Genomic DNA, 25,791 nt, shown 5'->3' with positions numbered 1-25,791 from the left:
CTCGTCCTGGGACGTGGAGGATCAGGGACCGGAGGAGCCCGGTCGTGGTGCGTCGATCGTGGGGGCGGCCGGCAGGCGCCGGCCGGTGGGCTCGGTGAGCGAGGACAGGACGCAGGCCGCGGCACCGCGCGCCCAGGCCCGGTCGTCCCAGTCGTCCTGGACGAGGGAGACCTGCCGGGCGCTGCCCAGCCGACCGCGGCGCAGCTGGTCCTGTGCCGCGTCCCGCAGGTGACGCCACCAGCGCACGCCTTCGCCGGAGACGATGACCACGGCGGGGTCGAGGACGTTGACGACGAGCTGCAGGGCCTGCCCGAGCCGGACACCGGCGGACTCGAAGAGCCGGCGCGCCTTCGGGTCGCTCTCGGTCCGGGCGAGGAGCTGCTCGAAGTCGTCGGCGACACCGGACGCCGCGGCCTCCCGCGCGAGGGCGTACTCGGAGACGTACGCCTCAAGGCAGCCGTTCGCGCCGCAGCCGCACAGGGGGCCTGTCGGATCGACGGTGAAGTGGCCGATCTCGCCGGCCATGCCTCGTGCGCCGCGGTGGACCTGTCCGCCGGTGACGACCGCCGACCCCAGACCCGTTCCGAGAGTCACGATCATGAAGCAGTCGTGCTCGCGACCCGCTCCGTACAGGGCGTGGGCCCGGGCCAGGGCCATCACGTCGTTGTCGACGCGGACATGGGTGCCGAGCCGGTCGCCGAGCTCCTCGGCGAGCCGCAGGTCGCTCCATCCGGCGCGAGCCGCGTCGACCACCCGGCCCGACTCGGAGTCCACTATGCCGCTCACGCCGATGCCGACGCCCAGCAGACCCTTGCGGCCGTGCTCCTCGATCCACGCTTCCAGCAGATCGGCGAGCTGCCCGGTCGCCCGGGAGTGGTGGGAGTCGAACGGGGCCTCCATGGAAGCCGTCACCTCGCCGCGGTAGTTGACCCGGACCGCGACCACGCGGTCGGCCATCACCTTGACGCCGATGGCGTGCACGGTGGAGGCGGACGGGCCGAACCGTTCGCGGGGGCGTCCGTTGGTCTGGACGACGTCCACGACCTCCACGAGTCCCTGGCCCACGAGTTCGCGGATGGCGCTGGTGATCGTCGCTGGGGACAGGTTTAGCGCCTGCGCCAGGTCGAGCCGGGCGACCGGGCACAGACGCACGACGTGTCCGAGTACCAGTGACCGGTTGTCGGCGCGCATCCTGCGGAGCGAACCAGGCATTACATCCCCAAGCGACTTGATTCAGAGTTTGAATGAAGCGAAGCAAGCGACATCTAACATCGCGTTTGCCGTGCCGTAAAGAGGTGCGGCGAAAATTTCGGCGGCTGTGTCCAGCCTGTGTCCGGAGCGGGGCGGCCGGGCGTGCCCGGCCGCCCCGTGCGAGCCGTCGGCGGAGGGCGGTCACCGCAGGTCGGACGCCTGACGGAACGCGGGCCTCAGGGCATGTCCGGGGGCGACTGGAGCCGCAGTCCTGCGTCGAAGACTTCCTCGTCGATGAGGTCCAGGGCTGTGCGGACGGCCCCGAGGGCCACCGACTCGTCGCCGAGAACGGACATTTCGATTCTCGGTGTGGTCAGACAGGTTTCGGCCAAGTGCCGGCGCAGGGGCCCGAGTAGTCGGTCCCCGGCCTGCGACAGACCGCCGCCGATGACGATCAGGTCCGGATCGAGGGTCAGGACGAGCGCCGCGATGCCGTTGGACAGGGCCGCCGCGTAGGCGAGGACGGCCTGCTGGGCCCGGGGGTCGGCGGGCGCCGCGTCGAAGACGGCCTCCGCGTCGGCGCCGTGCCCCTCCAGATCGCCGGGCGCGTCCCACCAGCCCAGCATCCGCAGCGCGCCCAGCTCCCCGGCGGCCCCGTTCGGGCCCCGGTGCAGCCGCCCTCCGATGATCATGCCGGCGCCGGTGCGCCGGCCCGCCAGGACGTAGACCACGTCGTCGACATGCTGGGCACAGCCGTGCCAGTGCTCCGCGAGGGTGGCGAGGTTCGCGTCGTTCTCGGCCCGCACCCGGCAGCCGAACCGGTCGGCGAAGTAGCCGGACAGGTTCACGCCGGTCAGCCCGGGCAGGACCGTCGAACGCGTCATGCGCCCCGTGCGGTCCATCAGGCCCGGGAGGCCAACGGTCAACGCCCAAAGAGACGGCGATGCGATCCCCGCCTGCCGCAGGCATTCGTCCACCAGGTCGCCGGCGAGCGTCAGCCGGTTCGGTCCTGACAGGCCGTCGCTGAGCGTGCGGCGCGTACTGCCGACGACCCGGCCGTCGAGGTCGGTGACGATCGCCAGGGCCTTGCCCATGCCGATGTCCAGACCCACGGCGTGACCGGCGGCGGCGTCGAACCGGAAACGGCGTGCCGGCCGCCCCATCACCCCGTCGTCCGGCGGCAGTTCCACCACCCAGCCGCGGGCGGTGAGATCGGCCAGCACGGACTCGACCGTGGGGCGCGACAGCCCTGCCGTCCTGGCCAGTTGGGTCAGGGTGACCGGAGTGCCGGTGTGACGCAGGATGCGAAGGGCCGCCTGAGCGTTGTGCGCCCTGATGAATGCCTGATCGGCGCCGCTGCCGCGAGGTGAAGGCATCCCGTCCCCGTGAGTCCGCTGTGCGCCGGCCGTGCGGCCGACGCCTCTCCTGTGGAAGGCATCTTCAGATTACCTCCGTGTGAACTCTTGACGGCCTTTGTTACTGCCGTTTCACTGAGGGACGCCGACATACGAAAACGACCTTCGTATGTGCCGCCGGGTATCCCGCCCCGGCGGTCACGGCCTCCCCCTCATGCCTGGAGCCGCACCATGCACCGACGGCAGACGACGCCATCCTGAGCGTCGCCCCCTGCACGACTTCCTGACTTTCTGTCAGTACGTTCTCATCCGCGGACGATCCGGCCCACCCGGTCGGCGTGGACCGAGGACCACCCTGCCGCGCGCCGGCACAGCGCGACGCATGTGCGCGCTGCCAGGACGCCGCGCTCATCGCGCCCCTCCCAGCCCCCGCTTGCCTTCCGTCGAAGGAGTACCACCTGTGAAGCGCCGTTCCTTCAATGCCCTGTTGGGCGCCTCGCTGCTGTCCGCCGCCTCGATGCAGCTGACCCGCCCGGCCTTCGCCGCCACGACGTCGGACTTCCCTGCCAACTCGACCACGAAGTCCGGCTACACGCTGGACTTCCAGGAGGAGTTCGAGAGTTCGTCCCTCGACACGGACAAGTGGCTGCCGTACTACCTGCCCCACTGGAGCACCCGCGAGCTGTCCGCGCCCCGGTACAGCATCAGCGACAGCGCGCTGGCCCTGCGCATCGACGAGGACCAGCCGGCCTGGGACCCGGTCAACGACGGCATCGTCAAGTGCTCCAGCATCCAGACCTACGAGCGTAACTACCTGCACCAGTTCAACGGCTGGGACGGGCAGATGGAGATCAACCACAGCGAGCCGGACTTCAACGGCTACACCACCCAGTTCGGCTACTTCGAGATGCGGGCCAAGGGCCCCAACTGCGGGGGCGGCGGACACACGGCCTGGTGGCTCGTCGGTGACCAGGCCGACCAGGCATCCGACGGCACCGGCACCCTCCGGTCCGGCGAGATCGACATCGTGGAGAACGCCTTCTCGAACCTCGGCTCGTGGACACCCACGCTCCACAAGTGGACCGACCCGTCGTACAACAAGACGAACACGACCATGACGATCGACGGCGACCCCGCCAACGAATACCACGTCTACGGCATGGAGTGGACCCCGACCGGGCTCGAGTTCTACTACGACAACGAGTACAAGGGACGCATCGCCGGCTCGCCGCTGTACCCGATGGGCATGATGCTCGGCCTGTACACCGACGCCTCGTGGAGCGGGTCCGCCAACGACACCTGGCCCAAGACCTGGTACGTCGACTACGTGCGCGTCTTCAAGCCCGACGCCGGCTACTCCGTCTACCGGCTGAAGAACCGCAGCACCGGGCAGTACATGCATCTCCAGGACAAGACCGGCCAGGTCCAGCTCGCCACCAGCGTGCCCAGCACGTACTGGTCCGGCCACTGGTACACCCGGACCGACAGCTCGGGCTACACCCGCATCCGCAACCGCTGGACCGGCGACTTCCTCAACAACCAGACCCCCAGCGGGGCCGTGCAGTACAGCCACATCGCGGACAAGTGGTGGAGCGCCGACTGGGTCCTGGAGACCAACGGCAGCTACGTGCGCATCCGCAACCGCAACACCGGCGACTACCTGCACGCCGAGAACAAGCTCGGCTACGTCGAGGAGAGCGCCGCCCCCACCACCTGGTGGAGCGCCGACTGGTCCCTGGAGGCGACCAGCTGACATCACCGCGGCGGCAGCCGCTCCGGGCGGAGGCCCGCCGGCCGGACACGCTCCGGCCGGCGGGCCTCCGCGCCGCCATGACGGGACGGGCGCGCACCGCCCGTCCCGCCCGCAGGAATCCCAGCTCCTCCTCGACCGCACCGCTCCGGCCGATCCGACGCGTCCCTCCCGGACCACCCGAACGTCGCATCCACCGCACCGCACCGCACCGAAAGGACCTGCTGTGATCCTCTCGACCGGAACCCCGCCCTGCCGCAGTACCTGACCTTCACCTGGGCCGACGGGACGGACGCCGACCAGATCGGCATCCACACCAACTACGGCCAGGGACAGGGGATCACCTCAGCCGCCGTCGAGGTCACGACGGACGGCGCCACCTGGACCGAGGTGGCCGACAGCGGGGCCCGCACCTACCTCACCAACGACGCCACCGTGGAGGCGCAGCTCGTCGACCTCCCGCAGCAGGAGAACCTGCGAGGTCTGCGGATCAGGGTCAATGGGGCGAACCTGACCTGGAAACACTACGCGCTCGCCGAGATCGAGATCTTCGACAACTGACCCGTCCCCGGCCGCGGGACGTCCGGCAGCAGGTCCGGACGTCCCGCACGGCACCGGTTCCGTCCCGCCATGCCGGGCCGGAGCGGACCGTGCGCCGTCCGACGGCTCAGCGCGACGACAGGAGGTGCCGGCCGGCGGCCACCCGGAACCGTGATCCGCCGGGAAGCGGCACTTCGACGGACACGCCGTCCGGCACGAGGACCTCGACCTCGGACCTGTCCCCGTCACATCGCCAGGCCGACTCGGCCGAGCACGGCGGAACGCGGCCTGAGCGGATCCGGGTGGTGGCCGGCCCGGCCGCGGCCGCGGGGAAACCGGCGGGCGACGCGGTGACACCGCCGAAGGCGCCGTCACCGGGCACGGATGACGGTCTCTCTCCGTGCCCTCCCGGGGTGCTCGGCAGTCCTCGCGGCGAACCGGACCGGGAGGTCAGATCACTCCCTGCGCCGTCATCGCCTCCGCGACACGCAGGAAGCCCGCGGTGTTGGCGCCGAGCACGTAGTCGTCGGCGTCACCGCCGTAGGTCTCGGCCGTGGCACGGCACTGCGCGTGCACCTGCCGCATGATGTCCGCGAGCCTGCTCTCGGTCCGCTCGAAGGTCCAGGCGTCGCGGGAGGCGTTCTGCTGCATCTCCAGGGCGGAGGTCGCCACCCCGCCCGCGTTGGCCGCCTTGCCGGGGCCGAACAGCACCCGGGCGTCCCGGAAGACCTCGACGGCTTCGGGGGTGCACGGCATGTTGGCGCCCTCGGCGACGGCCAGCACGCCGTTCTTCACCAGGGCCACGGCGTCCTGCTGACGCAGCTCGTTCTGGGTGGCACACGGCAGGGCGATGTCGCACGGCACGTCGAACACCGATCCCCGCGCGGAGAAGCGGGCGGTGGGCTTCGCCTCGGCGTAGGCGGCGACGCGGGCGCGGCGCACCTCCTTGACCTCCTTCAGCAGGGCGAGATCGAGGCCGTCCTCGTCGACGACGTAGCCGGAGGAGTCGGAACAGGCCACCACCCGTCCGCCCAGGCTGTGCACCTTCTCGACCGCGTAGAGGGCGACGTTCCCCGATCCGGAGACCACCACACGGCGGCCGTCGAAGTCCTGGCCCCGGGTGGCGAGCATCTCCTGGGCGAAGTACACGGTGCCGTAGCCGGTCGCCTCGGTGCGGGCCTGCGAACCGCCCCAGCCCACCGGCTTGCCCGTCAGGACGCCGCTCTCGTAGCGGTTGGTGATCCGCTTGTACTGGCCGAAGAGGTAGCCGATCTCGCGGCCGCCCACGCCGATGTCCCCGGCGGGCACGTCGGTGTGTTCTCCCAGGTGACGGTGGAGCTCGGTCATGAAGGACTGGCAGAACCGCATCACCTCCGCCTCGGACCGCCCCTTGGGGTCGAAGTCGGACCCGCCCTTGCCACCGCCGATCGCCATCCCGGTCAGCGCGTTCTTGAAGATCTGCTCGAATCCGAGGAACTTGACGATGCCGAGATCGACGCTCGGGTGGAACCGCAGACCGCCCTTGTAGGGTCCGAGCGCGCTGTTGAACTCCACCCGGAAGCCGCGGTTCACCTGTACCGTGCCGTGGTCGTCCACCCATGGCACGCGGAACATGAGCTGTCGTTCCGGCTCGCACAGCCGCTCCACGACACGGTTCTCCGCGTACTCGGGGTGCGCCCGGAGCACGGGGCCTATCGCCTGCAGGACCTCCCGCGCGGCCTGGTGGAACTCCGCCTCCCCCGGATCGCGCCGGCACAACCCGGCGTAAACGGTCTCGACATAGGCGCTGACGTCCATGGAAGTGCTGTCTCCCTGTTCATGTGCGGGCATTCGGAGGTGCGCATCAGAGGTGCCGGGTGGACCAGCCGATCAAGGCGCCGCGCAGGGCCGCCAGGAGGCGGGTGGCGGTCTCCTCCTCGCTGCGCCCACTCGTGATGAGGTCGAGGATGTCGCGGGGGTCGAACAGCGCGTTCCACAGATACAGGGCCTCGTCGCCGAGGTCGCCCAGGCCGAGTTCCTCTGTCGTCTGCCGCAGCGGCTCGGCGAGTGCTTCGGCCTGCGGGACGAGGTAACCGGTGTTCTCGCGCAGCCGCTCCAGGTAGCCGCGGTGCGAACGCATCTGTGCCATGGCGCCACCGTGCTCCAGCACCAGCGACACCCAGTACCGGGACACCGCCTCGAGCCTGGCCATGCCCCGTACGGTCTGACGTGCACTGAACTCCTGCAGTTCGGAGCCCACTTGGGCGCGGAACGCGTGCAGTACCTCCTCGACCGAGGAGAAATGGCGGTAGGCCGTCGCGGTGGACACCTCGGCGTGCCGGGCGATCTCCGCCAGGCTGACGGGCCCCGGCGACTTCTCGAACAGGCGCGCGGCGGCCTTGATGAGGTGCCTGCGGTTGCGCTCGGTGTCACTGCGCATGGGCGACTTTCTCCTCGCGTCGGGGGCGGCGTTCACCGCAAGGCGGCGAAGCCCAGGGCGAGTCGGCGGACGCCCTCGGTGATGGACTGCGGGCTGGCAGCGTACGACAGGCGCAGGTGCCCCTCGCCGCAGGCGCCGAACTCACTGCCGGGCCGGACGGCCACACCCTGCGCGCGCAGGGCGGCGACGACCTCCACGGACGGCAGGTCCAGGTCGTAGCGCGGGAACTGGTAGAACGCCCCCTCCGGCGAACTGAGCGTCAGGCCGGGAACGTCCGCGAGCGCGTCGCGCATGAGGTCGCGCCGCTGGAGGTACGCCTGGCGCATACGGTCCACGTCCGCCTCGCAGCGCTCCACCGCGACCAGCGCCGCGTCCTGGATGAAGGTGTTGACGGAGCCGTTGAAGGTGTTGTGGATGCGGGCCGACGCCCGGATCAGCTCCGACGGGCCCCACAGGTATCCCACGCGCCAGCCGGTCATCGCGTAGCTCTTGGAGAAGGTCTGGCAGTACACGGTGCGCTCGCGCAGGCCGTCGAGCGAGATCGCCGAGGTGAAGGGGCGGCCGGTGAAGTCCAGCGCGGAGTACGCCTCGTCGGAGATGACGATGGTGGAGGTGCCGTCGAGCAGCTTGGCGAGCGTGTCGAGTTCCTCGCGGCTGTGCACGATGCCGGTGGGGTTGCAGGGGTTGCAGAAGACGAAGAGCCGGGCGTCGACGAGGGCGTCGGCGAGCCGGTCGAGGTCCCAGTGCAGGTCCGGCGCGAGCGGGACGGGCACGACGACCCCGCCGGCCATGCTGACGAGGTCGGCGTAGAGGGAGTAGGTGGGGTCCGGGACGACGACCCGGTCGCCCGGGTTGACGACGGCGAGGATCGAGGCGGCGAGACCCGCGGTGCCGCCCTGGGTGATCAGGATGTCGCCGGCGCTCGCCGGTACCCCGGCCAGGCCGGTCAGCTGCTCGGCGAGTGCCTCGCGCAGGGCCGGTTCGCCGAGCAGGGGCGAGTAGTGCGTGCGGCCCGCGCGCAGCGCGCCGAGGGCGGCTTCGGTCACTGCCTCCGGGGTGTCGAAGTCGGGCTCTCCCATGGCGAGGGAGACGAGGTCGCCACGGGACTGCGGCTGCTGCGTCCGGCGGGAGGCGGCGGCGATCCGGGCGACGGCCTCGGCCGTGCCGAAGACGGGGGACGGTGCGGTGAGGGAGGGAGGCATCGAACTCTCCTGGTGGCGTTCCTGGTGGCGGGTGTTCAGAGCTGCGGCTCGGCGTCGGCGGGAGCGCCCGCCCAACGGCTGACCTCCAGGTCGCCGGAGGTGTCGCGTTGCCGGGTGGGGGCGACGACCATCTCCTGGAGGACGACCCGCTGAGGAAGGGTGACGGCGAGTCGGATGGCCTCGGCGACGTCCACGGGCTGCACCATGCCGGCGCGCTCCTCGGGGGCCGGCGGGCGTGCCCGGTTGTCGAGGATCGGGGTGTCCGCCTCGCCGGGCAGCACGGTGATGGCGCGCAGGCCCTGGTTGCGGAAGGTGTTGTGCAGGAAGGTCATGAAGTTGCGGACGCCGGCCTTGGCGGCGCCGTAGGCCGCGCCGCCGAGCAGGTTGGGGTTGACGGCGGCGAGCGAGGAGACGGTCACGATGGTGCCCGTGCCGCGTCCGAGCATGTCCGGCAGGACGGCCTGGGTGAGCTGGAAGACGGCCGTGAGGTTGACGTCGAGCACCTGGCGCCACTCCTCGTGCGGCAGCCACTGCGGGTTGAGCACCGAGGACGCGCTGCCCGCGTTGTTCACCAGGATGTCGACGGGGCCGAACTCGGTGCGGACCCGGTCCAGGACGCGGGTGACGTCCTCGGTGCGGGTGATGTCGGCGGCGAGGGCCAGGGCCGTGCCGCCTTCCGCGCGGATGGTGTCCGCGACCTCGTCGAGGGCCTGCTGCCGACGGCCGAGCAGGACGACGGTGATGCCGTCCCGGGCCAGCAGCCGTGCGGTCTCCAGGCCCATCCCGCTGCCTGCTCCCGTGATGAGCGCGGTCTTGGCCGACGTCGTCATCGAGCCACCTCCTTGGTCGGTCGGGGCGCTTTGATATGCGATTCGTACTTCAATTGAGAATATCTTCTCGTTTTATGCGCGACAAGGGTGCGGAGAAACCGAGGGCGCCGAACGCTTCGGCGGCAGCCCGTCCCAGCGTCCGCACCTCGGCCGCACGCTGCGTGAACCGACGCAGCGAGGTCTCCCGGTCGGTCCACCGGAACCGCAGCCGGCGTCCCGGACCCGCCTGCCCGAGCAGAGGAAGACAGGCCCGCGAGGCGACGCCGACGATCGGGTAGCCCGCCGTCAGGCTCCGGTAGCGGCCGAGCACGATGAGCTCGTCCGCGTGCGGGATCTGGAGCGCCCCGACGGGCACGCCGTGCGAGACGATCTCGGTGTCGCCGTCCGGGTGGAGTACCGGTCCGTCGAGCCGGAGCCCCACGTGGTTGGAGCGGGGCGTGACGGTGTAGACCGAGTCCTCGATCAGCTCCCGGACGCCGGGAATGGTGTGGATGCCGTGGCTCGCGACGACGTCGACGGTCCAGGTCCCCTCGTCGAAGCGGGGGACGGGCACGGGAAGCCGGAACAGCAACGGCTCGAACGGCCGGCGGCCGAAACCACCGAACTCCGTCTCCAGCAGCACCCGATCGCCCCGCGACACGGCCTGCCCGAAGCCCATCCGGGCGTCCGGGGCGGTGCTGCCCAGCAGCCGTTTCGCGGCGAGTGCGCCGTTGACCGCCAGGTAGGTGCGCGTTCCGCGGCTGATGTCCGGGCGGACACGGATCTCCTGGCCGGCCGGCACCAGCAGGGGAGTCCAGGCGGTCGCGGGCGCGCCTGCCACGGTCACCTCGGCGGGGGCACCGGTCACGGCCAGGAGCACGTCGGCGTCCGGCACCAGGGCCAGTTCGCCGCCGAGGCTCTCCAGGAGCGTCGCGTGCGCGGGGTTGCCCGCGAGCAGGTTGGCGACGGCCGCCGCGTGCTGGTCGGCGGCCCCTCCGGTGGGCACGCCGCGCTGTTCGGAGCCGTGCCGGCCGAGGTCCTGGAACGTCGTGATCCAGCCGGTGTGCGTGATGTCGAGTGCCACGGTCGTCATACGGAGTCCTCCACCGGCAGCAGGAACCCGCCGTCCGCAGCGGCCGCCTCGGTCTGTGTCACGGGGACGAAGCGCACGACGTCACCGGCGGCGAAGGAGACGGGTTCCGGGCGGGAGATGTCGACGATCGTGTAGGGGGTGCGGCCGACGACACGCCATCCGGTGGGCCCGGGGAACGGCTGGATGATCGCGTTGGTGCCCGCGATCATGATCGAGCCGGGGACGACGTCGGTACGCGGTTCGGCCCGCCTGCGTACCGGCCGGGGCACCTTGAGCCCGTCCATCATGGGCGCCATCGCGGCGCCCAGCAGGGAGATCGTGAACGTGGAGTCCGCGATGGCCTCGACGACCTCGGCGGCGGTGCAGCCGAGTTCCCCCGCCACCGAGGCCAGGTCGGGACCCGTCTCGTCGTCGAAGACGACCGGAATGGCGAAGGTGCGCGCCGCACGCACGCCGGACGCGTCCGCGGCGGGCACGGGCGCCCACTCCGCCACCAGACGAGCCGCGTACTCCACGTGCTGCGGAGCCGTCAGCAACGGGTCGAACTCGATGAGCAGCGATTCCAGGCCGGAGACGACATCGAAAACGCCGTGCGGCCGGTGGGCCAGGAACCGGTCCCGGAAGGCGACGATGGCGGCCCTGCGGATCGTCCGGTCGGGGTGCGGGATGGTCACCATGACCGCCGAGTCCCCGAAGGGCTCGACGGTGATGGCGCCGTACGGTGCTGTGGTCATTGCCTGGTGCGCGCGGCCTCAGCGAGCCGACGCGGCCTCCGCCTTCTTCGCCTTCTCCGCCAGGACGTCCCGCAGTCCGGTGACGCGGATGCCCTCGGCATCCAGCGCGGCACGCAGCGCGGTGCCGTTCGCCAGGACGGTGGGGTGGTCGCCGTGCAGCAGCAGGATGTCGGCGTCGTGCCCGAGCGGGACCACGTTGCCGTTGACGGAACGGACCGTGCCCTCGCGCACGACCTGCCGGGCACGCTCGCCGATGAGCTGCGGGTCGTGGATGAGGCCGCCCTCGTGCGAGCGCGGGACCGGCATGCCGTCGTCACCGTAGCCGCGGTCCGCCAGGAAGACGTAGCCCACCTCCAGGCCGCGCTTGCGTGACTCCTCGGCCAGCAGACCGCGCTGACAGATGACGATGTAGTCCTTGTTGTACGCGGCGATGGCGTCGGTGATGGCACGGGCGTGCTTGGCGTCGGTCTGCGCGATCGAGCCCATGCGCCCGTGCGGCGCGACGTGGCTGATGGTGCCGCCGTGCACCCGGGCGAAGCCGTCCAGCGCGCCGAGCTGGTAGAGCACGTCGGTGCGGATCTCCTCCTCGGTCGCCTCGATGAGGCGGCGGCCGAAGCCCACGAGGTCGGGGTAGCCCGGGTGGGCACCCAGCTCGATGCCGCGCTCGACGCACTCGGCGACGGTCCGGTCCATGATGCGCGGGTCACCGGCGTGGAAGCCGCAGGCGATGTTGGAGGAGGTGACGAGGCCGAGCAGGGCGGCGTCATCACCGATCGTGTAGTTGCCGAAGCTCTCGCCGAGGTCGGCGACGACGGCTACGGAGTTGATGCCCATGTGGTTCTCCTGGTGCGGGTTCTACGGTTTTACGGTTCGGCGTGTTCGGCGTGTTCGGCGTGGGTTCGGGGACCGGGGCCCGTCCTGAGGAAGGCCGCGGGCGGGACGAGGGCGACGGGGTACTCGCCCCGTTCGAGGGCCCGCTCGACATACTCGGCGACGGCCCAGTTGGTGCGGACCGTGTCCATGGCCCGCGGACGGCGCGGGTTCTGCCCCTCGGGGCCGGGTGCGCGGATGCGTCCCATGGCGTCTCCCTTGTGCGGACGGTGGTTCAGCGGGCGGCGAGCGGCCGGCCTTTGGTCTCGCGCACGAAGGCGAGGGCGACCAGGGTGATCAGGGCGGTGAGGATGGAGGCGAAGGCGGGCACCAGCTGGGATCCGGTCGACTCGATCAGCTCGGTCATCACCAGCGGAGCGCTGCCGCCGAAGATGATGGTCGAGAGGGAGAAGCCGATGCTGTAGGCGGAGTAGCGCACGGTGGTCGGGAACATCTCGGCGAGCACCGTGTGGATGACCGCGGCGTGGCCGGAGAAGGCGACGGCCAGGACGACGGTGCCGATGCAGGCGAGTCCGACCTCGCCCGTGGTGATGAGCTTGAACATCGGGTACGAGACGGCGGCCATGGCGATCGCGGAGCCGGCGAGGACGGGTTTACGGCCGATCCGGTCCGACAGCCGGGCCATCAGCGGGATACAGACGGCGATGGCCACCAGGCTGACCGCGGTGACCATGAGCGCCCGCAGCATCGAGAAGTTGTGCTCGCCGAGCGAGGTCTTGAGGTAGGTCGGCATGTAGACGAACAGGAGGTAGTAGCCGGGGCCGTTGAGCGCGGGCAGGAAGATCGTGAGCACGATGGCCTTGAGGTGCCGGGGGGAGCCGAGCGCCTCGCGCAGCGGGTTGCGCGCGACGGTGTTCTGCTCGCGCAGCGACTCGAAGTGCGGCGTCTCCTCCAGCCGGCGGCGGATGTAGAAGCCCACGTAGCCGAGCGGGACGGCGAGCAGGAAGGGCACCCGCCAGGCCCAGGAGGTCATCGTGTCGTCACCGAACGCCGTGATGAGGAGCGCGGACAGGGAGCTGCCGACCATGAGGGCGATGAACGACCCGACCGCGATGAAGCTCATCATGAAGTTCCGGCGGCTGTCCGGGGCGTATTCGCCGACGAAGGACATCGCACCGGCCACCTCGCCGCCCGCGGAGAAGCCCTGGAGCACCCGCAGCAGGACCAGCAGGACGGGGGCGGCGACACCTATGACGTTGGAGGACGGGATCAGCCCGATGGCCGCGGTCGCGGCCGATATGAGCACCAGCAGGGCGGCGAGCAGGCTCTTGCGGCCGATCCTGTCCCCGAAATAGCCGCAGATGACGCTGCCGAACGGCCGTGCGACGAAGCTGACCAGGAAGCCGACGTTGGTGAGGAAGAGGTTGCCGGCGTCCGCCTCACCCATGATGTTGACGGCGAGGTAGGTGACCAGCAGGCCGTAGATGCCGTAGTCGTACCACTCGACGAAGGAGCCGATCGCACCGGCGACGGTGGCCTTGCGGACGACCTTGTCATCGGCGGAGACGGCGTCGACGGCCGAGGCGTCGGTGCCGTTCGACGCCGCTTCGAGACGATCTGACGGGGTGCTGAGCCGATCTGACGTTGCCATACGCGTTCACTTTCGGTGTCGCGGACCCCTGCGCGGTGTCCTGACGGGGTCGGGGTACGACTGCTCGTCCCCGCGATGACGGGAACGGAGGAGGAACCCCAGGAGAGGGAGTGACGTGTTTCGGGGCCGCCGGCCTGCAGACCACAACGCCGGAGCCGAGATGCGACTGGAATTTCGAATGAGAATAGATTCGCATTCTGGGTGGGTCAAGGACTCGTATTGCCCCGAAGTTAACCTTCCGCTTCGACTGTGTCTCCGAGCCCGAAACGGGGGCCGGGACGCGGTCCGGCGCCGCCCACCCTTGTGCTGTGGCCTGGATGGATGCAGACTGACTCACGCGAAACGCGAAAGTTTTCGCACTTTCGGGCGGCGGCGTACGCCCCCGTGTCCCGTGCCCTCGCGGCGCCGGCGCCACCTCGGCGACCGCAGCCACCACCGCGATCCCGTTCCCCCGAGGAGTTCTTCGATGACCCAGGACAACGTGCGCGTCCACACCCAGTGGAACCGTGTCGACGAGAAACTGCTGGACCGGTTCCGTGCCCACTCGGTGGCCAACCTCGGGGACGCCCTGGACCGGCTGAACATCGCGGACGGCGGCATCGTGCCCGTCTGGAACGGCGCGAAGGCCGTCGGCACAGCGCTGCCGGTCCTCTCCGTGGCGGGCGACAACAAGGCCGTGATCGCGGCGGTGGACCACGTCCGTCCCGGCGACATGCTGGTCATCAACGCGTTCGGCTACGACGGCAGGGCCATCATGGGCGACAACCTCGCCCAGCGCTTCGCCGTCTACGGGGCGGCCGGCGCGGTCGTGGACGGCTACGTACGCGACGCCGCCATCATCGAGGACCTCGCCTTCCCGGTCTTCGCCCGCGGTCTCACCCCCGCCGGTCCGTTCAAGAACGGCCCCGGCTCGATCGGTGAGGCGGTCGCCATCGGCGGCGTCGTGGTCAACCCCGGCGACATCGTCGCCGCCGACGGCGACGGCGTCATCGTCATCCCGCCGCACCGCGCCGAGGAGGCACTCGAAGCGGTCGAGGCCATCGTCGCCCGGGAGGCGGCCCTGGACGCCGAGGTCGAGACCCTGCGCGCCGAGGCCGCGAGGTGACCGCCGTGCCCAGGACGCCGGGACGTCTGCGTGTCGCGGTCGCCGCCCCGCTGTCCGAGGAGAACCGCGCCCGCATCCGGGAGCTGGAACCGCGGATCGACCTCGTCGTCGACCACTCGCTGCTGCCTCCGATGCGCTGGCCCGCCGACTTCGCAGGCGACCCGGACTGGCGCCGCAGCCCCGAACAGCAGCGCGCCTACGAAGCGGCCGTCGACTCCGCCGACGCGCTGTACGGCATCCCCGACGTCGACCCCGCGGCCCTGGCACGCACCGTGCGCGCCAACCCGCGGCTGCGCTGGGTGCACACGATGGCCGCCGGCGGCGGCGGACAGGTCAGGGCCGCCGGACTCGACGCCGGCGAACTCGACCGGGTCGTCTTCACCACCTCCGCCGGCGTGCACGGCCGCCCGCTGGCCGAGTTCGCCGTCTTCGGCGTGCTCGCCGGCGCCAAGCACCTGCCCCGCCTCCAGCGGCAGCAGCGCGACCGCGAGTGGAGCGGGCGCTGGACGATGGGCCAGGTGAGCCGGCAGACGGTCCTCGTCCTCGGCCTCGGCGGCATCGGCCGGGTCGTCGCGGCGTCGCTCCACGCGCTGGGCGCCACGGTCGTCGGCACCAGCCGCAGGGACGTCACCGTCCCCGGCGTCTCCCACGTCGTCCACCCCGACCGGATCGCGGAGCTGGCCCCCACCGTGGACGCCGTCGTCAACACGCTGCCCGGCACCGACGCGACCCACCACCTGCTCGGCAAGCGGTTCTTCGACGCCCTCGAGCCGGGCGCCACCGTCGTCAACGTCGGCCGCGGGACCGTCGTCGACGAGGCCGCGCTGGTCGACGCGCTCGAATCCGGACGGGTCGGCTTCGCCGCCCTGGACGTCTTCGAGACCGAACCGCTGCCCGCTCACAGCCCGTTGTGGGACGACGGCCGGGTGCTGGTGAGTCCGCACACCGCGGCACTCGACGCGGGGGAGGACCGGCTCATCGCAGAACTCTTCGCCGCCAACGCCACCCGGCTCCTCGACGGCGAGCCCCTCCTCAACCGTGTCAACACCGTCGAGTTCTACTGAACCGCACCGAACGACCAGGAAGACCCTCACGCATGACCTCCCCCTTCGACCTCACCGGCAAGGTCGCCCTGATCACCGGATCGAGCCGCGGCATCGGACTCGGCATCGCCACCGGCCTGGCGGACGCCGGAGCCACCATCGTCCTCAACGGAGTCGACGCCGCGCGCCTGGAGGCCACCCGCGCGTCCCTCGCCGAGCGGTTCGGGAAGGACCGCGTCGCGGCCCGGTCCTTCGACATCGTCGACGAGGACGCCGTCGCCTCGGCCCTCGCGTCCGTGGAGTCCGAAGTCGGGCCGGTGGACGTCCTGGTGAACAACGCCGGCGTCCAGCACCGCGAACCCCTTCTCGACGTGCGCCGCGAGGACTGGCAGCGGGTGGTCGACACCAACCTCACCGGCGCCTTCGTCGTGGGCCGGCAGGTCGCCCGCCGGATGCTGCCGCGCCACGCCGGGAAGATCATCAACATCTGCTCGGTACAGACCGACCTCGCCCGCCCCACCATCGGCCCCTACACCGCGGCCAAGGGAGCCCTGCGCAACCTGACCCGGGCCATGACGGCGGAGTGGGCCGGCGAGGGACTCCAGATCAACGGCATCGCCCCCGGCTACATCCACACCGAGATGACCCAGAACCTCGTCGACGACGAGAAGTTCAACTCCTGGATCCTCGGCCGCACCCCCGCCCGGCGCTGGGGGACGGTCGCCGACATCGTCGGCCCCGCCGTATGGCTCGCCTCCAGCGCCTCCGACTACGTCAACGGCCAGGTCGTCTTCGTCGACGGCGGCATGACGGTCGTCGTCTGAGACATGACGGTCGTCGTCTGAGAAGGGAACCGCCCGTGTCCACCCAGTTCACCCACACCACCACCGCGGTCGTCGCCCACGGCGCCGACGACGTCCGGATCGAGGACATCGACCTGCGCGCCCCGCAGCCGCACGAGGCGGTCGTCGCCGTGGCCTACGGCGGCATCTGCGGTTCCGACCTGCACTACTGGAAGCACGGCGCCGTCGGCGAGTCCGTGCTGCGGGCCCCGATGGTCCTCGGCCACGAGGTCGTCGGAACCGTCCTGCGGGCGGCGTCCGACGGCAGCGGTCCGGCGGCGGGCACCCGCGTCGCGGTCCACCCCTCACGGCGCGAACCCACCGGCGTCCGCTTTCCCCACGACCGGCCCAACCTCTCGCCGGGCGTGCGCTACCTCGGCTCCGCCGCCCGCTTCCCCCACACCGAGGGGGCCTTCGCCGCCGAGGTCGTGCTGCCCGGGGCCATGCTGCGGGAGCTGCCCGAGGGCGTCGACCTCCGCGTCGCCGCCCTGGCCGAACCGGCCGCCGTCGCCTGGCACGCCGTCTCGCGGGCGGGCGACGTGAGCGGCAAGCGGGTCCTCGTCGTCGGCAGCGGTCCCATCGGCGCCCTCGCCGTCGCGGTCGCCAAGCGGGCCGGCGCCGCCGAGATCGTGGCGGTCGACCTGCACGACACGCCCCGCAGGATCGCGACCGAGGTCGGGGCGACACGAACCCTCGACGCGGGCGACGCCGAGGCGATCGCCGCCGTCGACGCGGACGTGGTGATCGAGTCCTCCGGCAACCACCGGGGCCTCGCCTCCGCGATCCGCGGCGCGACCCGGGGCGGCACGGTGGTCATGGTGGGCCTGCTGCCCCAGGGCGACCAGCCGGTGCCGGTCGCGCACGCCATCACCCGGGAGCTGAACCTGGTCGGCTCCTTCCGCTTCAACGACGAGATCGACGAGGTCATCGCAGCACTCGCCGACGGATCCCTCGCCATCGGACCGGTCGTCACCCACTGCTTCCCCGCCGCCGAGGCACTGCGGGCGCTCGCCGTCGCCGCCGACGCCTCGGTCTCGGGCAAGGTCCTCCTCGCGTTCTGACCCGACCGTCCCCACCGAACGGAAGAGAAACACATGAGTACCCGCGCAACGGCCAACATCGGTGTCATCGGACTGGCGGTGATGGGCTCCAACCTCGCCCGCAACCTCGCCTCCCGCGACGGCAACACCGTGGCCGTGTACAACCGCACCCACGCCCGCACCGCCGAACTGGTCGCGGCGCACCCCGAGGCGGGGTTCGTCGCCGCCGAGACCGTCGACGACTTCGTCGCGTCGCTGGCCCGGCCGCGCACCGCGATCATCATGGTGCAGGCCGGCGCGGGCACGGACGCGGTGATCGAGCAGCTCACCGAGCGGTTCGAGCCCGGTGACATCATCGTGGACGGCGGCAACGCCAACTTCCAGGACACCATCGCCCGCGAGAAGCGCATCGCTCCCACCGGCATCCACTTCGTCGGCGTGGGCATCTCCGGCGGCGAGGAAGGCGCCCTCAAGGGCCCCTCGATCATGCCCGGCGGCTCCGCCGAGTCCTACGAGACCCTCGGCCCGATCCTCTCCTCCATCGCCGCGGTCGCCGACGGCGAACCCTGTGTCACACACGTCGGCACCGACGGCGCCGGGCACTTCGTCAAGATGATCCACAACGGCATCGAGTACGCCGACATGCAGCTCATCGGCGAGGCGTACGACCTGCTGCGCACGGTGGGCGGCCTCGAACCGCACGCCGTCGCGGACATCTTCGCCCACTGGAACAAGGGCCCGCTGGAGTCCTACCTGATCGAGATCACCGCCGAGATCCTGCGGCAGGTCGACCCCGACACCGGCCGGCCGTTCGTCGACATCGTCCTCGACCAGGCCGGCTCCAAGGGGACCGGCGTGTGGACCGTGCAGAACGCCCTGGACCTCGGCGTCCCGGTCGGCGGCATCGCGGAGGCCGTCTTCGCCCGCGCCGTCTCCGCCAGGCCGGCGCAGCGCGCGGCCGTACGGAGGCTCGGCGCGGCCCGCCCCGCACAGCAGGTGGCCGGCCCGGACTTCGCAGAGGACGTCGCCAAGGCCCTCTACGCCTCGAAGGTCGTCGCCTACGCGCAGGGCTTCGACGCCGTCATCGCCGGCGCCGACAAGTACGGCTGGGACATCCGCAAGGACCGCGTGGCCAGGATCTGGCGCGGCGGCTGCATCATCCGCGCCCGCTTCCTCGACCGCATCGCCGAGGCGTACACGGAGAATCCCGGCATCACCACGCTGTTGGAGGCCCCGTACTTCGCGCGGGCCGTCACCGAGGGGCAGGACGCCTGGCGCCGCATCGTCGCCACCGCCGCGCTCTCCGGCGTTCCGGTGCCCGGGTTCAGCTCCGCGCTGAGCTACTACGACTCGCTTGCCGCGGACCGTCTCCCCGCCGCGCTCGTCCAGGGTCAGCGCGACTTCTTCGGCGCCCACACCTACCGGCGCACCGACAAGGAGGGAACGTTCCACACCCTCTGGTCCGGCGACCGCGGTGAGGTCCGGGTGGACGCCGGCTCGCACTGACCACCGTCCGGCCAGGCGGGGGGTCGGCTGTCTGTCCGGGACCCTCCCCGCCACGACCGGAGCGGACGCATGCGCCCCGCGCATGCGTCCGCGGAGCACCACGGTTCGCGAGGGGAGCACGTCAGCTTGCGAACGTGTTGCCGGACCGGAGTCGCATCGGCGATGGGCCCCAGTACTGTGGCTTCGCATGACCGACTCCGAGACCGAGATCACCGCAGACCTGGTCCACAACCTGCTACCTGCTGCAGGAGCAGCATCCGGACCTCGCAGGGCCGGCCATCCGCAAGGTGGCGGGCGGGTGGGACAACCAGCAGTGGCGCCTTGGGGACGAGTTGGCCGTGCGCATGCCCCGTACAGAACGTGCCCCGGACCTCCAGCGCAAGGAGTGCCGGTGGCTGCCTGTCCTGGCTCCGCGCCTGCCGCTTCCGGTCCCGACCCCCGTGCGGATCGGTGAACCGTCCGCGCGCTTCCCGAAGCCCTGGCCTTCCTGGCGGCAAGCCGACATGGGGACCCGCGGGCCGGGTGGCAGCGCTCGCAAACACGGCTGATGAGGTGTCGGACCGCGCCCAGGGCTACGGGTGGTGGCCGGCGCCGCGGCGAACAGTTTCCGGTGACGGCGAAGGTCCCGCCGGGGACTCGCGGGCGCCGACGAGCGGCCGGCCGCCTGTGTTCCGGCCCCGGCCGGACGTCCGCCGTCCGACCGGGGGGAGCGGGCGGCGCCAGGGAGCAGCCGGCCTCGGCCCGCCGTCGCCCGCAGACGGGTCAGGGGAGTACGACGGCCCGGTCGACGGAGACGTGGGTGCCGACGGAGCCGAAGCGCGCCCCGCTCTTGTCGTTCCACTCGGTGGGTTCGCCGAGCACGGTGACCCTCAGCAGATAGTCGCCCGGAGGAAGGACCGGGCTGACGTAGCGGTACCCGTCGTCGGGGACCTTGCTGTAGAAGGTGACGTAGAGGGAGGAGAGCACCGTTCCGCCGGCGTCGGTCAGCTCCACCCGTGCGTAGGAGCCGTCGGGCCGTGACGAGCCCACGAGGACGATGCACGTGCCGGTGAAGGGGATCTCCACGCTGTCGCCCGCGGTGGTGGAGGAGAAGCCGATGGCCGTCTCCTTGCCGGTGTACTCGCCCGGACGGCCGGTGAGCGGGTCCCAGGCGCCCTGGTACCGGTCGATGGAGAGGGTGTCGCCGTGGATCCGGAGCGGCTGCCACACGTAGGTGGCCGCGGACGCCTGGTGCGGGAAGGACCAGCGGTCGCCCATGTAGACCGGGAGGTCCCCGTCGGCGGTGGGCAGGGTGAAGGCGTAGGTGCACTGCGAGTTGCAGGTCAGGCTGCCGTCGGGGGCGAAGAAACCGCGGTAGGTCCACGGCCCCTCGACGGCCGGGGCGGACAGGTGCACGTTCTCGTTGCTCTCCCAGCTGGTCTTGTGCGAGACCATCAGGAAGTAGGTGCCGTCGTGCTTGAGCATGGCGGGTGACTCGCCGCCGCGGGCGACCTCGTGGGCGACGCGTTCCTCGGCGGTGAGGTAGTCCGGGCTCAGACGGTAGATGTCGCCCTCGTGGATCAGGAGGTAACCGGTTCCGTCGTCGTCCTGGAACGTGCCCATGTCCCACCTGCGAAGAGGTTCGCCCCGGTAGGTCAGCGCACCGACGAAGGAGTACTCGCCGTCGATGGTGTCGCTGACCGCCACACAGATGTGCGGGTCCATGTACCCCAGGTCGTCGGAGTGCATGTACATCACGAAGCGGCCGGTGGTGGGGCACTCCATGACCTTGACGCGCTCGCCGATGCGGCCGGGGCCCATCAGTCCGTCGGGCTGCACCGGCAGGGCCATCCGCTCGAAGCGCCAGTCGACCAGGTCGGCGGAGGAGTAACAGCTGAAGCCGGCGAACTGGTTGAGGTCATCGGTCTTGTACTCGCCGAACAGGTACCAGCGCCCGTTCCGGCGCAGCAGACAGGCGCCGTGGGCGTTCACCGTCTGTCCGCGGTCGTCGAACCACGGGACTCCGCTCGTCACCAGTCTCTCGTTCATACGTCCCCTTGCTCACTGCGGGGGACCGCCCTCGGGCAGGGCGGTCCGGTCATGGTCGTCCACGGGTTCCGTCGGTCCTCTTGCCGGACGGGAGGCCGTCCGATCGCCGGACGGGAGGCGGTCCGACTCCTTTCAGGCGTCGCCGAGTCGCTCGAACCGCGGGATGCGCGCGAGGGCGCACGGTACGTCGATGCGTGCGGGGCCGTCGAAGACCGCGCCGTCGTCCGCCCGCCAGCGGCCCGCCGGGAGGACGACGCTCCGCGTGGTCGCGCCCTGTTCCGTCACCGGGGCGACGATCAGGTCCGGACCGAGGAAGAACTGGTCGGTGACGTCGTCCGCCCCGCTCGCGTGGTACGCCATGGGCCGCAGGACCGGCTCGCCGGTGCGCGCCGCCTCGTCCACCAGTTCCAGCAGACGCGGCAGCAGCGCCGCACGGACGGCGAGTGCCTCACGGACCGCGGCGAGGTGGACCTCGTCCAGGACACGGGAAGGTGCCACGGAGAACTGCATCATGGGGCTGAGGGCGGCGACCTGCGCGTAGCGGACGAAGAACTCCTGGTCCGTGGAGTCGCCCTGGGCGTTCATGGCCGTGATCTCACCGCCGCCGATCATGTCGGGGCAGATGAACGGATAGCCGGTCATGCTCTGGGCGAGCATCTCGGGCAGCAGGGACCGGATGCCGGCCGGACCCCACAGCGGGCCCTTGTCCTGAAGCCGCTGCCCGAGCGGCCGGCCGCCCATGCGCCAGCTGGCCCGGTACTCGTTGAAGGGGTACTCCAGACCCACCCGCGACCAGGCCTCGCACAGGTCGACCGGCTCGGCGGGCCGGAACGTCAGGTCGTCGGCGCGGTAGTCGCGCACGTCGCCGCCGTCGAACTTGAACCCGTCCACGCCCATCTCGTCACGCAGGGCGTCCAGGTGGCGGGTCAGCCAGGCGATCGCGTCAGGGTTGGTCAGGTCCAGCAGCGCGCTCAGCCCGTTCCACCATCGGCGCACCGCCGTGTCGCCGGAGCGGTCGCGGACGAGCAGGCCCCGGCCCTCCAGTTCGCGGAAGGCCGCGGAGTCGGGGCTGACGAAGGGAACGACCCAGAGCATGACCGTGAAGCCCCACGCATGGAGCTGCCGGGTCATCGCCGCCGGGTCGGGGAACCGGCCCCGGTCGAACCACCAGGAGCCGTAGTCGGGCGACCAGCAGTCGTCGATCATCAGTACCCCGGGGGGCATTCCCGCCTCCAGGATGCCGGCGGCGAACTCCAGCACCGACTGCTGCGTGGGCGTGTAGGGGGACTCGATCCAGGTGTTGTACTGCGGGGCCTCGAAGAGCTCCCGTGCCGGTGCCCGCCCCGACGGCGGGAAGAACCGCCGTGAGGCGGTCAGATAGGCATCCCGCAGCGTCGACCCGCCCCGGCACACCAGCACCTGCCGGCCCGAGATCCGCAACGTGTCCTCCTCGAAGGAGAAGGCGAAGGGCCTGTCCGACCACACCACCCGGCCCCGGGTCGACACCAGCAACGGACTGCTCTGGTTGGACGGTGCCGCCGCACCGTCGGCCCCCGACACCGTGCCGCCCAGGTCGCGGGCGAAGGGCCGGTCGCCGAACGGCATCAGCAGGCCGTCGGACACGGCCCCGCCCCACCACCGTTCGCCCGCTTCGAGCGTCAGCTCCACCTCGTCCGCCGACTGTCCCACGAGGGTGCCGACGGACTGGGCGGCGACGGAATGGGCGGCGACGGACTGGGCGGATTCAAGGCGGGGGGACATCATCACTTCCTTCACCGGAAAACGGCAGATCAGGACGAATGCCTGACGAAATGGTCTGCGATACGTATCGACGCTACCGCAGATGGCTGCCCCACGACATCCCCTGTCGCCGCACATCTCGTTCCGCTCTGCCCGGGGCGCGGAGGGTCGGATACGGTACGCCACATGGAACAGGACGATCGGTCGCCGGCGGAACATCGCGGCGGCAGAACGGCGCCGACCAGCAAGGATGTCGCCGCCCTGGCCGGCGTGGCGCAGAGCACGGTGTCGGCGGTGATGAGCGGTAAGCGTGCGGTCTCGGCGGAGACCCGCCGCCGGGTGGAGGCGGCGATGCGGCAGCTGCGCTACCAGCCCAACGCCGGTGCGCGGACACTGCGGACGGCGAAGACCAACGTCATCGCGCTGGTCATGCACCTCAGCGCGAAGGTCGACGCCGCCGAGTCCGTTCCCTACCTCGACACGATCATCGAGCAGGCGCGGCAACACGACTACGACGTGCTGGTCAGCACCGAGCGTGAAGCACCCGAGGGCATCAGGCGCCTGGCCGGCCGGTCGATCTGCGACGCGTTCGTCCTGATGGACATCCAGCCGGACGACGAACGCATCGACGCCGCCCACGACCTGGGACTGCCCGTGGTCCTGGTCGGACGGCCGAAGGACCCGCGGGGCCTGGACGTGGTCGACTTCGACATCCGGCGCTCCGCGGAACTGATGGTGGACGAGCTGGCTCTCACCGGCCACCGGCACATCGCCGTCCTGGGGGATCTGCCGGCCGAGCGCCGGCGGTTCCAGTTCATGTTCGACTTCTACGACGGGCTCCGGGACCGGGCGGCGGCCCACGGTGTCGAGCTGACCGTGGTGCCCCGCAGGCTGGAGGGCTGGGAGGGCGTGGTGGACAGCGCCGACCGGCTGCTGGCCCACGCCGACGACCGTCTCGGCCTGATCTGCCGCGCCCCGCAGGTCACCGAGTGGCTGGTCCGACTGGTGCACGAGCGGCATCTGCTCCTCGGCGAGGACCTGTCGCTGGTCAGCCTCTGCACGGACGAGACCGCACTGTCCTTCGCCCGTCCGGTCACCAACGTGTCGCCCCTGCCGCGTACCGTCTCCAGCCTGGCGATGAGGCTGCTGCTGGAGCGCCTCGAAGGCTCCCGCGCGCCGGCCCGTCTGGAACTCGTCGAGCCCCGCGGTCTGACGCGCCGGGCCACGACCACCTTGTTCAACGCGCCTGGCTGAGAGGTACGGGCGGTACGCGGGAACCGCCGGGCGGCGGCCGGCCCGCGCGCCGACGTGGACGGTTGGCCGGCGTGCGGGCCGGGCCCTCATGCCGCTCGCCGTGCGGCGGCTCACCGTGTGCGTTCACCATGGTCAGCCCCTTCGGACGCGTCGGCGTCAGATGTCGTCACGACTATTGCGATACGTATCGCTGCGTGCTTCCATCATGACCTCGAACCGCCGAGCCGGGGCGCAGTTTCCGCGCCGCACCCCCCGTACGAAGCAACGGAGCGCTTGGCCTCATCGCATTCCTCATCAAGGGAGATAGCAATGCGAAGGAAACTCGCGTTCCCGTCCGCAGCCGCGGGCGTACTGGCTCTCGTCCTCTCCGGATGCGGCGGATCCGGCTCGGACGAGAGCTCCGACGGCGTCGTGCACCTGACGTACTACGCCTGGGGCGACGCCAACAAGAAGATCGTGGACGCCTGGAACAAGACCCACCCGAAGATCCAGGTCAAGCAAATCGCTCCGACCGGCAACAGCTCGGTCCCGGCGAAGCTGCTCACCCAGCACCGGGCCGGCAACAGCGGCCCCGACATGGCCTCGGTCGAGTACCAGTCGCTTCCGGCCGTGGTCACCAGCGGCGTCGCGATCGACATCACGAAGCACATCGACAGTGAACTGAAGAGCGACTTCACCGACTCGATGTGGAACCTGACGACCTACGACGGCAAGACCTTCGCGGTCCCCAACGACGCCGGCCCCCAGGTGCTGCTCTACAACACCAAGCGGTTCGAGGAACTCGGCGTCGAGGTCCCCACCACGTGGGCCGAGTACGCGGAGGCCGCCAAGAAGATCCACGAGAAGGACCCGGACAGCTACATCGCCACCTTCAACCCCACCGAGTTCGGCAACTTCGCCGGCCTCGCACAGCAGGCCGGCGCCGCCATGTGGGCCACCGAGGGCGACACCTGGAAGGTCGGCATCGACAGCGAGCCGGCGCTGAAGGTGGCGGACTACTGGCAGGGACTCATCGACAAGGGCTACGTCAAGGTCGAGGGCATCCAGACGCCGCAGTGGAACCAGGAGCTGAACCAGGGCAAGATCCTCACCTGGCCGTCCGCGATCTGGGCGCCCAGCGTGATCGAGGCCGACGCACCCGACACCGCCGGACAGTGGGCGATGGCGAAGCTGCCGACGTGGACCGAGGGGGACGACAAGGTCGGCTTCCAGGGCGGTTCCTCCACCATCGTGACCGCGGACAGCAAGCACCCCGAGCAGGCCGCCGAGTTCATCAAGTGGCTGTCGACGTCGAAGGAGGCGCGCCGGATCGGCATCGCGGCCGGAACCTACCCGGGCAACATCTCCGGACAGGAACTCGCCGCGACCGCCGAGCCGCCGACACTGATGCCGCAGCAGACCGACTTCTGGAAACTCGCCGCCGAGATAGCCGGCGACACGCTTCCCGCCATCCAGTGGGGACCCAACACCGACGTGGGGCAGTCGGCGTACCAGGACGAGACGGCGAAGGCGATGAAGAACGGCTCGACGCTGTCGTCTGCGGTCAAGGCGGTGCAGGACACCGTCGTCAGTGACATGAAGAAGACCGGCTTCAAGGTCTCGGAGTAGCGCAACCGATGTGGCCCTGACCGCTGCGGTCAGGGCCGCGCCCAGGAGTC

At 70.8% G+C, this 25,791-nt stretch carries 22 protein-coding genes and 1 pseudogene; 10 read left to right on the top strand and 13 right to left on the bottom strand.

Translation table 11 applies throughout. The features are described from left to right. Nucleotides 1–21 precede the first annotated feature (21 nt). Nucleotides 22–1,191 carry an ROK family protein gene (locus ACZ3KJ_RS21040; RefSeq protein ID WP_389517879.1) on the bottom strand — a complete coding sequence of 390 codons (1,170 nt, stop codon included), beginning with the start codon at nucleotides 1,189–1,191 and terminating at the stop codon, nucleotides 22–24. Nucleotides 1,192–1,427: 236 nt separating this feature from the next. Beyond that, complete coding sequence (locus tag ACZ3KJ_RS21035; protein ID WP_389517881.1) at nucleotides 1,428–2,567, bottom strand: ROK family transcriptional regulator; 1,140 nt, start codon at nucleotides 2,565–2,567, stop codon at nucleotides 1,428–1,430. Nucleotides 2,568–3,006: 439 nt separating this feature from the next. Between ACZ3KJ_RS21035 and ACZ3KJ_RS21030 the strand changes: the two genes are divergently transcribed. Together ACZ3KJ_RS21030 and ACZ3KJ_RS21025 are read left to right on the top strand one after the other, a co-directional pair. Beyond that, on the top strand, nucleotides 3,007–4,299 hold the full coding sequence (locus ACZ3KJ_RS21030; RefSeq protein ID WP_389517883.1) for a family 16 glycosylhydrolase: 1,293 nt from the start codon (nucleotides 3,007–3,009) through the stop codon (nucleotides 4,297–4,299). A 387-nt stretch (nucleotides 4,300–4,686) separates the two neighbouring features. Next, nucleotides 4,687–4,857: a hypothetical protein gene (locus tag ACZ3KJ_RS21025; RefSeq protein WP_467528944.1), complete on the top strand. Its 171-nt coding sequence runs from the start codon at nucleotides 4,687–4,689 to the stop codon at nucleotides 4,855–4,857. 429 nt (nucleotides 4,858–5,286) lie between these two features. Here the strand turns inward: ACZ3KJ_RS21025 and gdhA are convergent, their stop codons facing one another. Genes gdhA through ACZ3KJ_RS20980 form a run of 9 tightly spaced genes read right to left on the bottom strand, consistent with a single transcriptional unit; the run spans nucleotide 5,287 to nucleotide 13,575 of the window. After that, complete coding sequence (gdhA, locus tag ACZ3KJ_RS21020; RefSeq protein ID WP_389517887.1) at nucleotides 5,287–6,633, bottom strand: NADP-specific glutamate dehydrogenase; 1,347 nt, start codon at nucleotides 6,631–6,633, stop codon at nucleotides 5,287–5,289. Between the two features lie 46 nt (nucleotides 6,634–6,679). Continuing rightward, nucleotides 6,680–7,255: a TetR/AcrR family transcriptional regulator gene (locus ACZ3KJ_RS21015; protein ID WP_389517889.1), complete on the bottom strand. Its 576-nt coding sequence runs from the start codon at nucleotides 7,253–7,255 to the stop codon at nucleotides 6,680–6,682. 32 nt (nucleotides 7,256–7,287) lie between these two features. Further along, nucleotides 7,288–8,457, bottom strand: coding sequence for a pyridoxal phosphate-dependent aminotransferase (locus tag ACZ3KJ_RS21010; RefSeq protein WP_389517891.1), 1,170 nt, complete (start codon nucleotides 8,455–8,457; stop codon nucleotides 7,288–7,290). 35 nt (nucleotides 8,458–8,492) lie between these two features. After that, entirely contained in the window at nucleotides 8,493–9,287 is a 795-nt protein-coding gene (locus ACZ3KJ_RS21005; RefSeq protein WP_389517893.1) for an SDR family oxidoreductase, read from the bottom strand. Nucleotides 9,288–9,336: 49 nt separating this feature from the next. Next, a complete protein-coding gene (locus ACZ3KJ_RS21000) occupies nucleotides 9,337–10,359 on the bottom strand; it encodes a 5-oxoprolinase subunit C family protein (RefSeq protein ID WP_389517895.1) in 1,023 nt (340 codons plus the stop codon). Further along, nucleotides 10,356–11,093 carry a 5-oxoprolinase subunit B family protein gene (locus ACZ3KJ_RS20995; RefSeq protein WP_389517897.1) on the bottom strand — a complete coding sequence of 246 codons (738 nt, stop codon included), beginning with the start codon at nucleotides 11,091–11,093 and terminating at the stop codon, nucleotides 10,356–10,358. Before ACZ3KJ_RS20995 ends, ACZ3KJ_RS21000 begins: the two co-directional genes overlap by 4 nt. 18 nt (nucleotides 11,094–11,111) lie before the next feature. Continuing rightward, complete coding sequence (locus ACZ3KJ_RS20990; protein WP_389517899.1) at nucleotides 11,112–11,927, bottom strand: LamB/YcsF family protein; 816 nt, start codon at nucleotides 11,925–11,927, stop codon at nucleotides 11,112–11,114. A gap of 29 nt (nucleotides 11,928–11,956) precedes the next feature. Further along, the gene (locus tag ACZ3KJ_RS20985) at nucleotides 11,957–12,172 is read right to left on the bottom strand and encodes a hypothetical protein (RefSeq protein WP_467528940.1); all 216 of its coding nucleotides are present in this window, start codon (nucleotides 12,170–12,172) and stop codon (nucleotides 11,957–11,959) included. A gap of 26 nt (nucleotides 12,173–12,198) precedes the next feature. Next, complete coding sequence (locus ACZ3KJ_RS20980; protein WP_467528938.1) at nucleotides 12,199–13,575, bottom strand: MFS transporter; 1,377 nt, start codon at nucleotides 13,573–13,575, stop codon at nucleotides 12,199–12,201. Between the two features lie 466 nt (nucleotides 13,576–14,041). Between ACZ3KJ_RS20980 and ACZ3KJ_RS20975 the strand changes: the two genes are divergently transcribed. The 6 genes and pseudogenes from ACZ3KJ_RS20975 to ACZ3KJ_RS20950 all read left to right on the top strand — a co-directional run. Then, nucleotides 14,042–14,680, top strand: coding sequence for an RraA family protein (locus tag ACZ3KJ_RS20975; RefSeq protein WP_389517904.1), 639 nt, complete (start codon nucleotides 14,042–14,044; stop codon nucleotides 14,678–14,680). Nucleotides 14,681–14,685: 5 nt separating this feature from the next. Beyond that, the gene (locus ACZ3KJ_RS20970; RefSeq protein ID WP_467528935.1) at nucleotides 14,686–15,744 is read left to right on the top strand and encodes a D-2-hydroxyacid dehydrogenase; all 1,059 of its coding nucleotides are present in this window, start codon (nucleotides 14,686–14,688) and stop codon (nucleotides 15,742–15,744) included. Between the two features lie 32 nt (nucleotides 15,745–15,776). Further along, nucleotides 15,777–16,547, top strand: a complete 771-nt coding sequence (locus ACZ3KJ_RS20965) for an SDR family oxidoreductase (RefSeq protein ID WP_389517908.1) — start codon at nucleotides 15,777–15,779, stop codon at nucleotides 16,545–16,547. A 35-nt stretch (nucleotides 16,548–16,582) separates the two neighbouring features. Then, nucleotides 16,583–17,626 carry an L-idonate 5-dehydrogenase gene (locus ACZ3KJ_RS20960; RefSeq protein ID WP_389517910.1) on the top strand — a complete coding sequence of 348 codons (1,044 nt, stop codon included), beginning with the start codon at nucleotides 16,583–16,585 and terminating at the stop codon, nucleotides 17,624–17,626. Nucleotides 17,627–17,659: 33 nt separating this feature from the next. Further along, a complete protein-coding gene (gene gndA / locus ACZ3KJ_RS20955; protein ID WP_467528933.1) occupies nucleotides 17,660–19,111 on the top strand; it encodes an NADP-dependent phosphogluconate dehydrogenase in 1,452 nt (483 codons plus the stop codon). A gap of 187 nt (nucleotides 19,112–19,298) precedes the next feature. Further along, a pseudogene (locus tag ACZ3KJ_RS20950) lies at nucleotides 19,299–19,593 on the top strand (phosphotransferase); the annotation flags it as partial. 280 nt (nucleotides 19,594–19,873) lie between these two features. Here ACZ3KJ_RS20950 and ACZ3KJ_RS20945 read toward each other — a convergent pair. Together ACZ3KJ_RS20945 and ACZ3KJ_RS20940 are read right to left on the bottom strand one after the other, a co-directional pair. After that, on the bottom strand, nucleotides 19,874–21,139 hold the full coding sequence (locus ACZ3KJ_RS20945; protein WP_389517914.1) for a family 43 glycosylhydrolase: 1,266 nt from the start codon (nucleotides 21,137–21,139) through the stop codon (nucleotides 19,874–19,876). 132 nt (nucleotides 21,140–21,271) lie between these two features. Next, nucleotides 21,272–22,900, bottom strand: coding sequence for a glycoside hydrolase family 31 protein (locus ACZ3KJ_RS20940; protein ID WP_467528931.1), 1,629 nt, complete (start codon nucleotides 22,898–22,900; stop codon nucleotides 21,272–21,274). A gap of 165 nt (nucleotides 22,901–23,065) precedes the next feature. On the opposite strand from ACZ3KJ_RS20940, the gene ACZ3KJ_RS20935 reads away from it, so the two are divergent. Both ACZ3KJ_RS20935 and ACZ3KJ_RS20930 read left to right on the top strand, forming a co-directional pair. After that, nucleotides 23,066–24,133, top strand: a complete 1,068-nt coding sequence (locus ACZ3KJ_RS20935) for a LacI family DNA-binding transcriptional regulator (protein WP_389517918.1) — start codon at nucleotides 23,066–23,068, stop codon at nucleotides 24,131–24,133. 309 nt (nucleotides 24,134–24,442) lie between these two features. Further along, nucleotides 24,443–25,741, top strand: coding sequence for an ABC transporter substrate-binding protein (locus ACZ3KJ_RS20930; RefSeq protein ID WP_389517920.1), 1,299 nt, complete (start codon nucleotides 24,443–24,445; stop codon nucleotides 25,739–25,741). Nucleotides 25,742–25,791: the final 50 nt, after the last annotated feature.

This window comes from Streptomyces sp. NPDC003248 (assembly GCF_055563235.1).
Note: the sequence above shows the minus strand (reverse complement) of the source record. Positions and strands in the feature narration are given on the sequence as shown.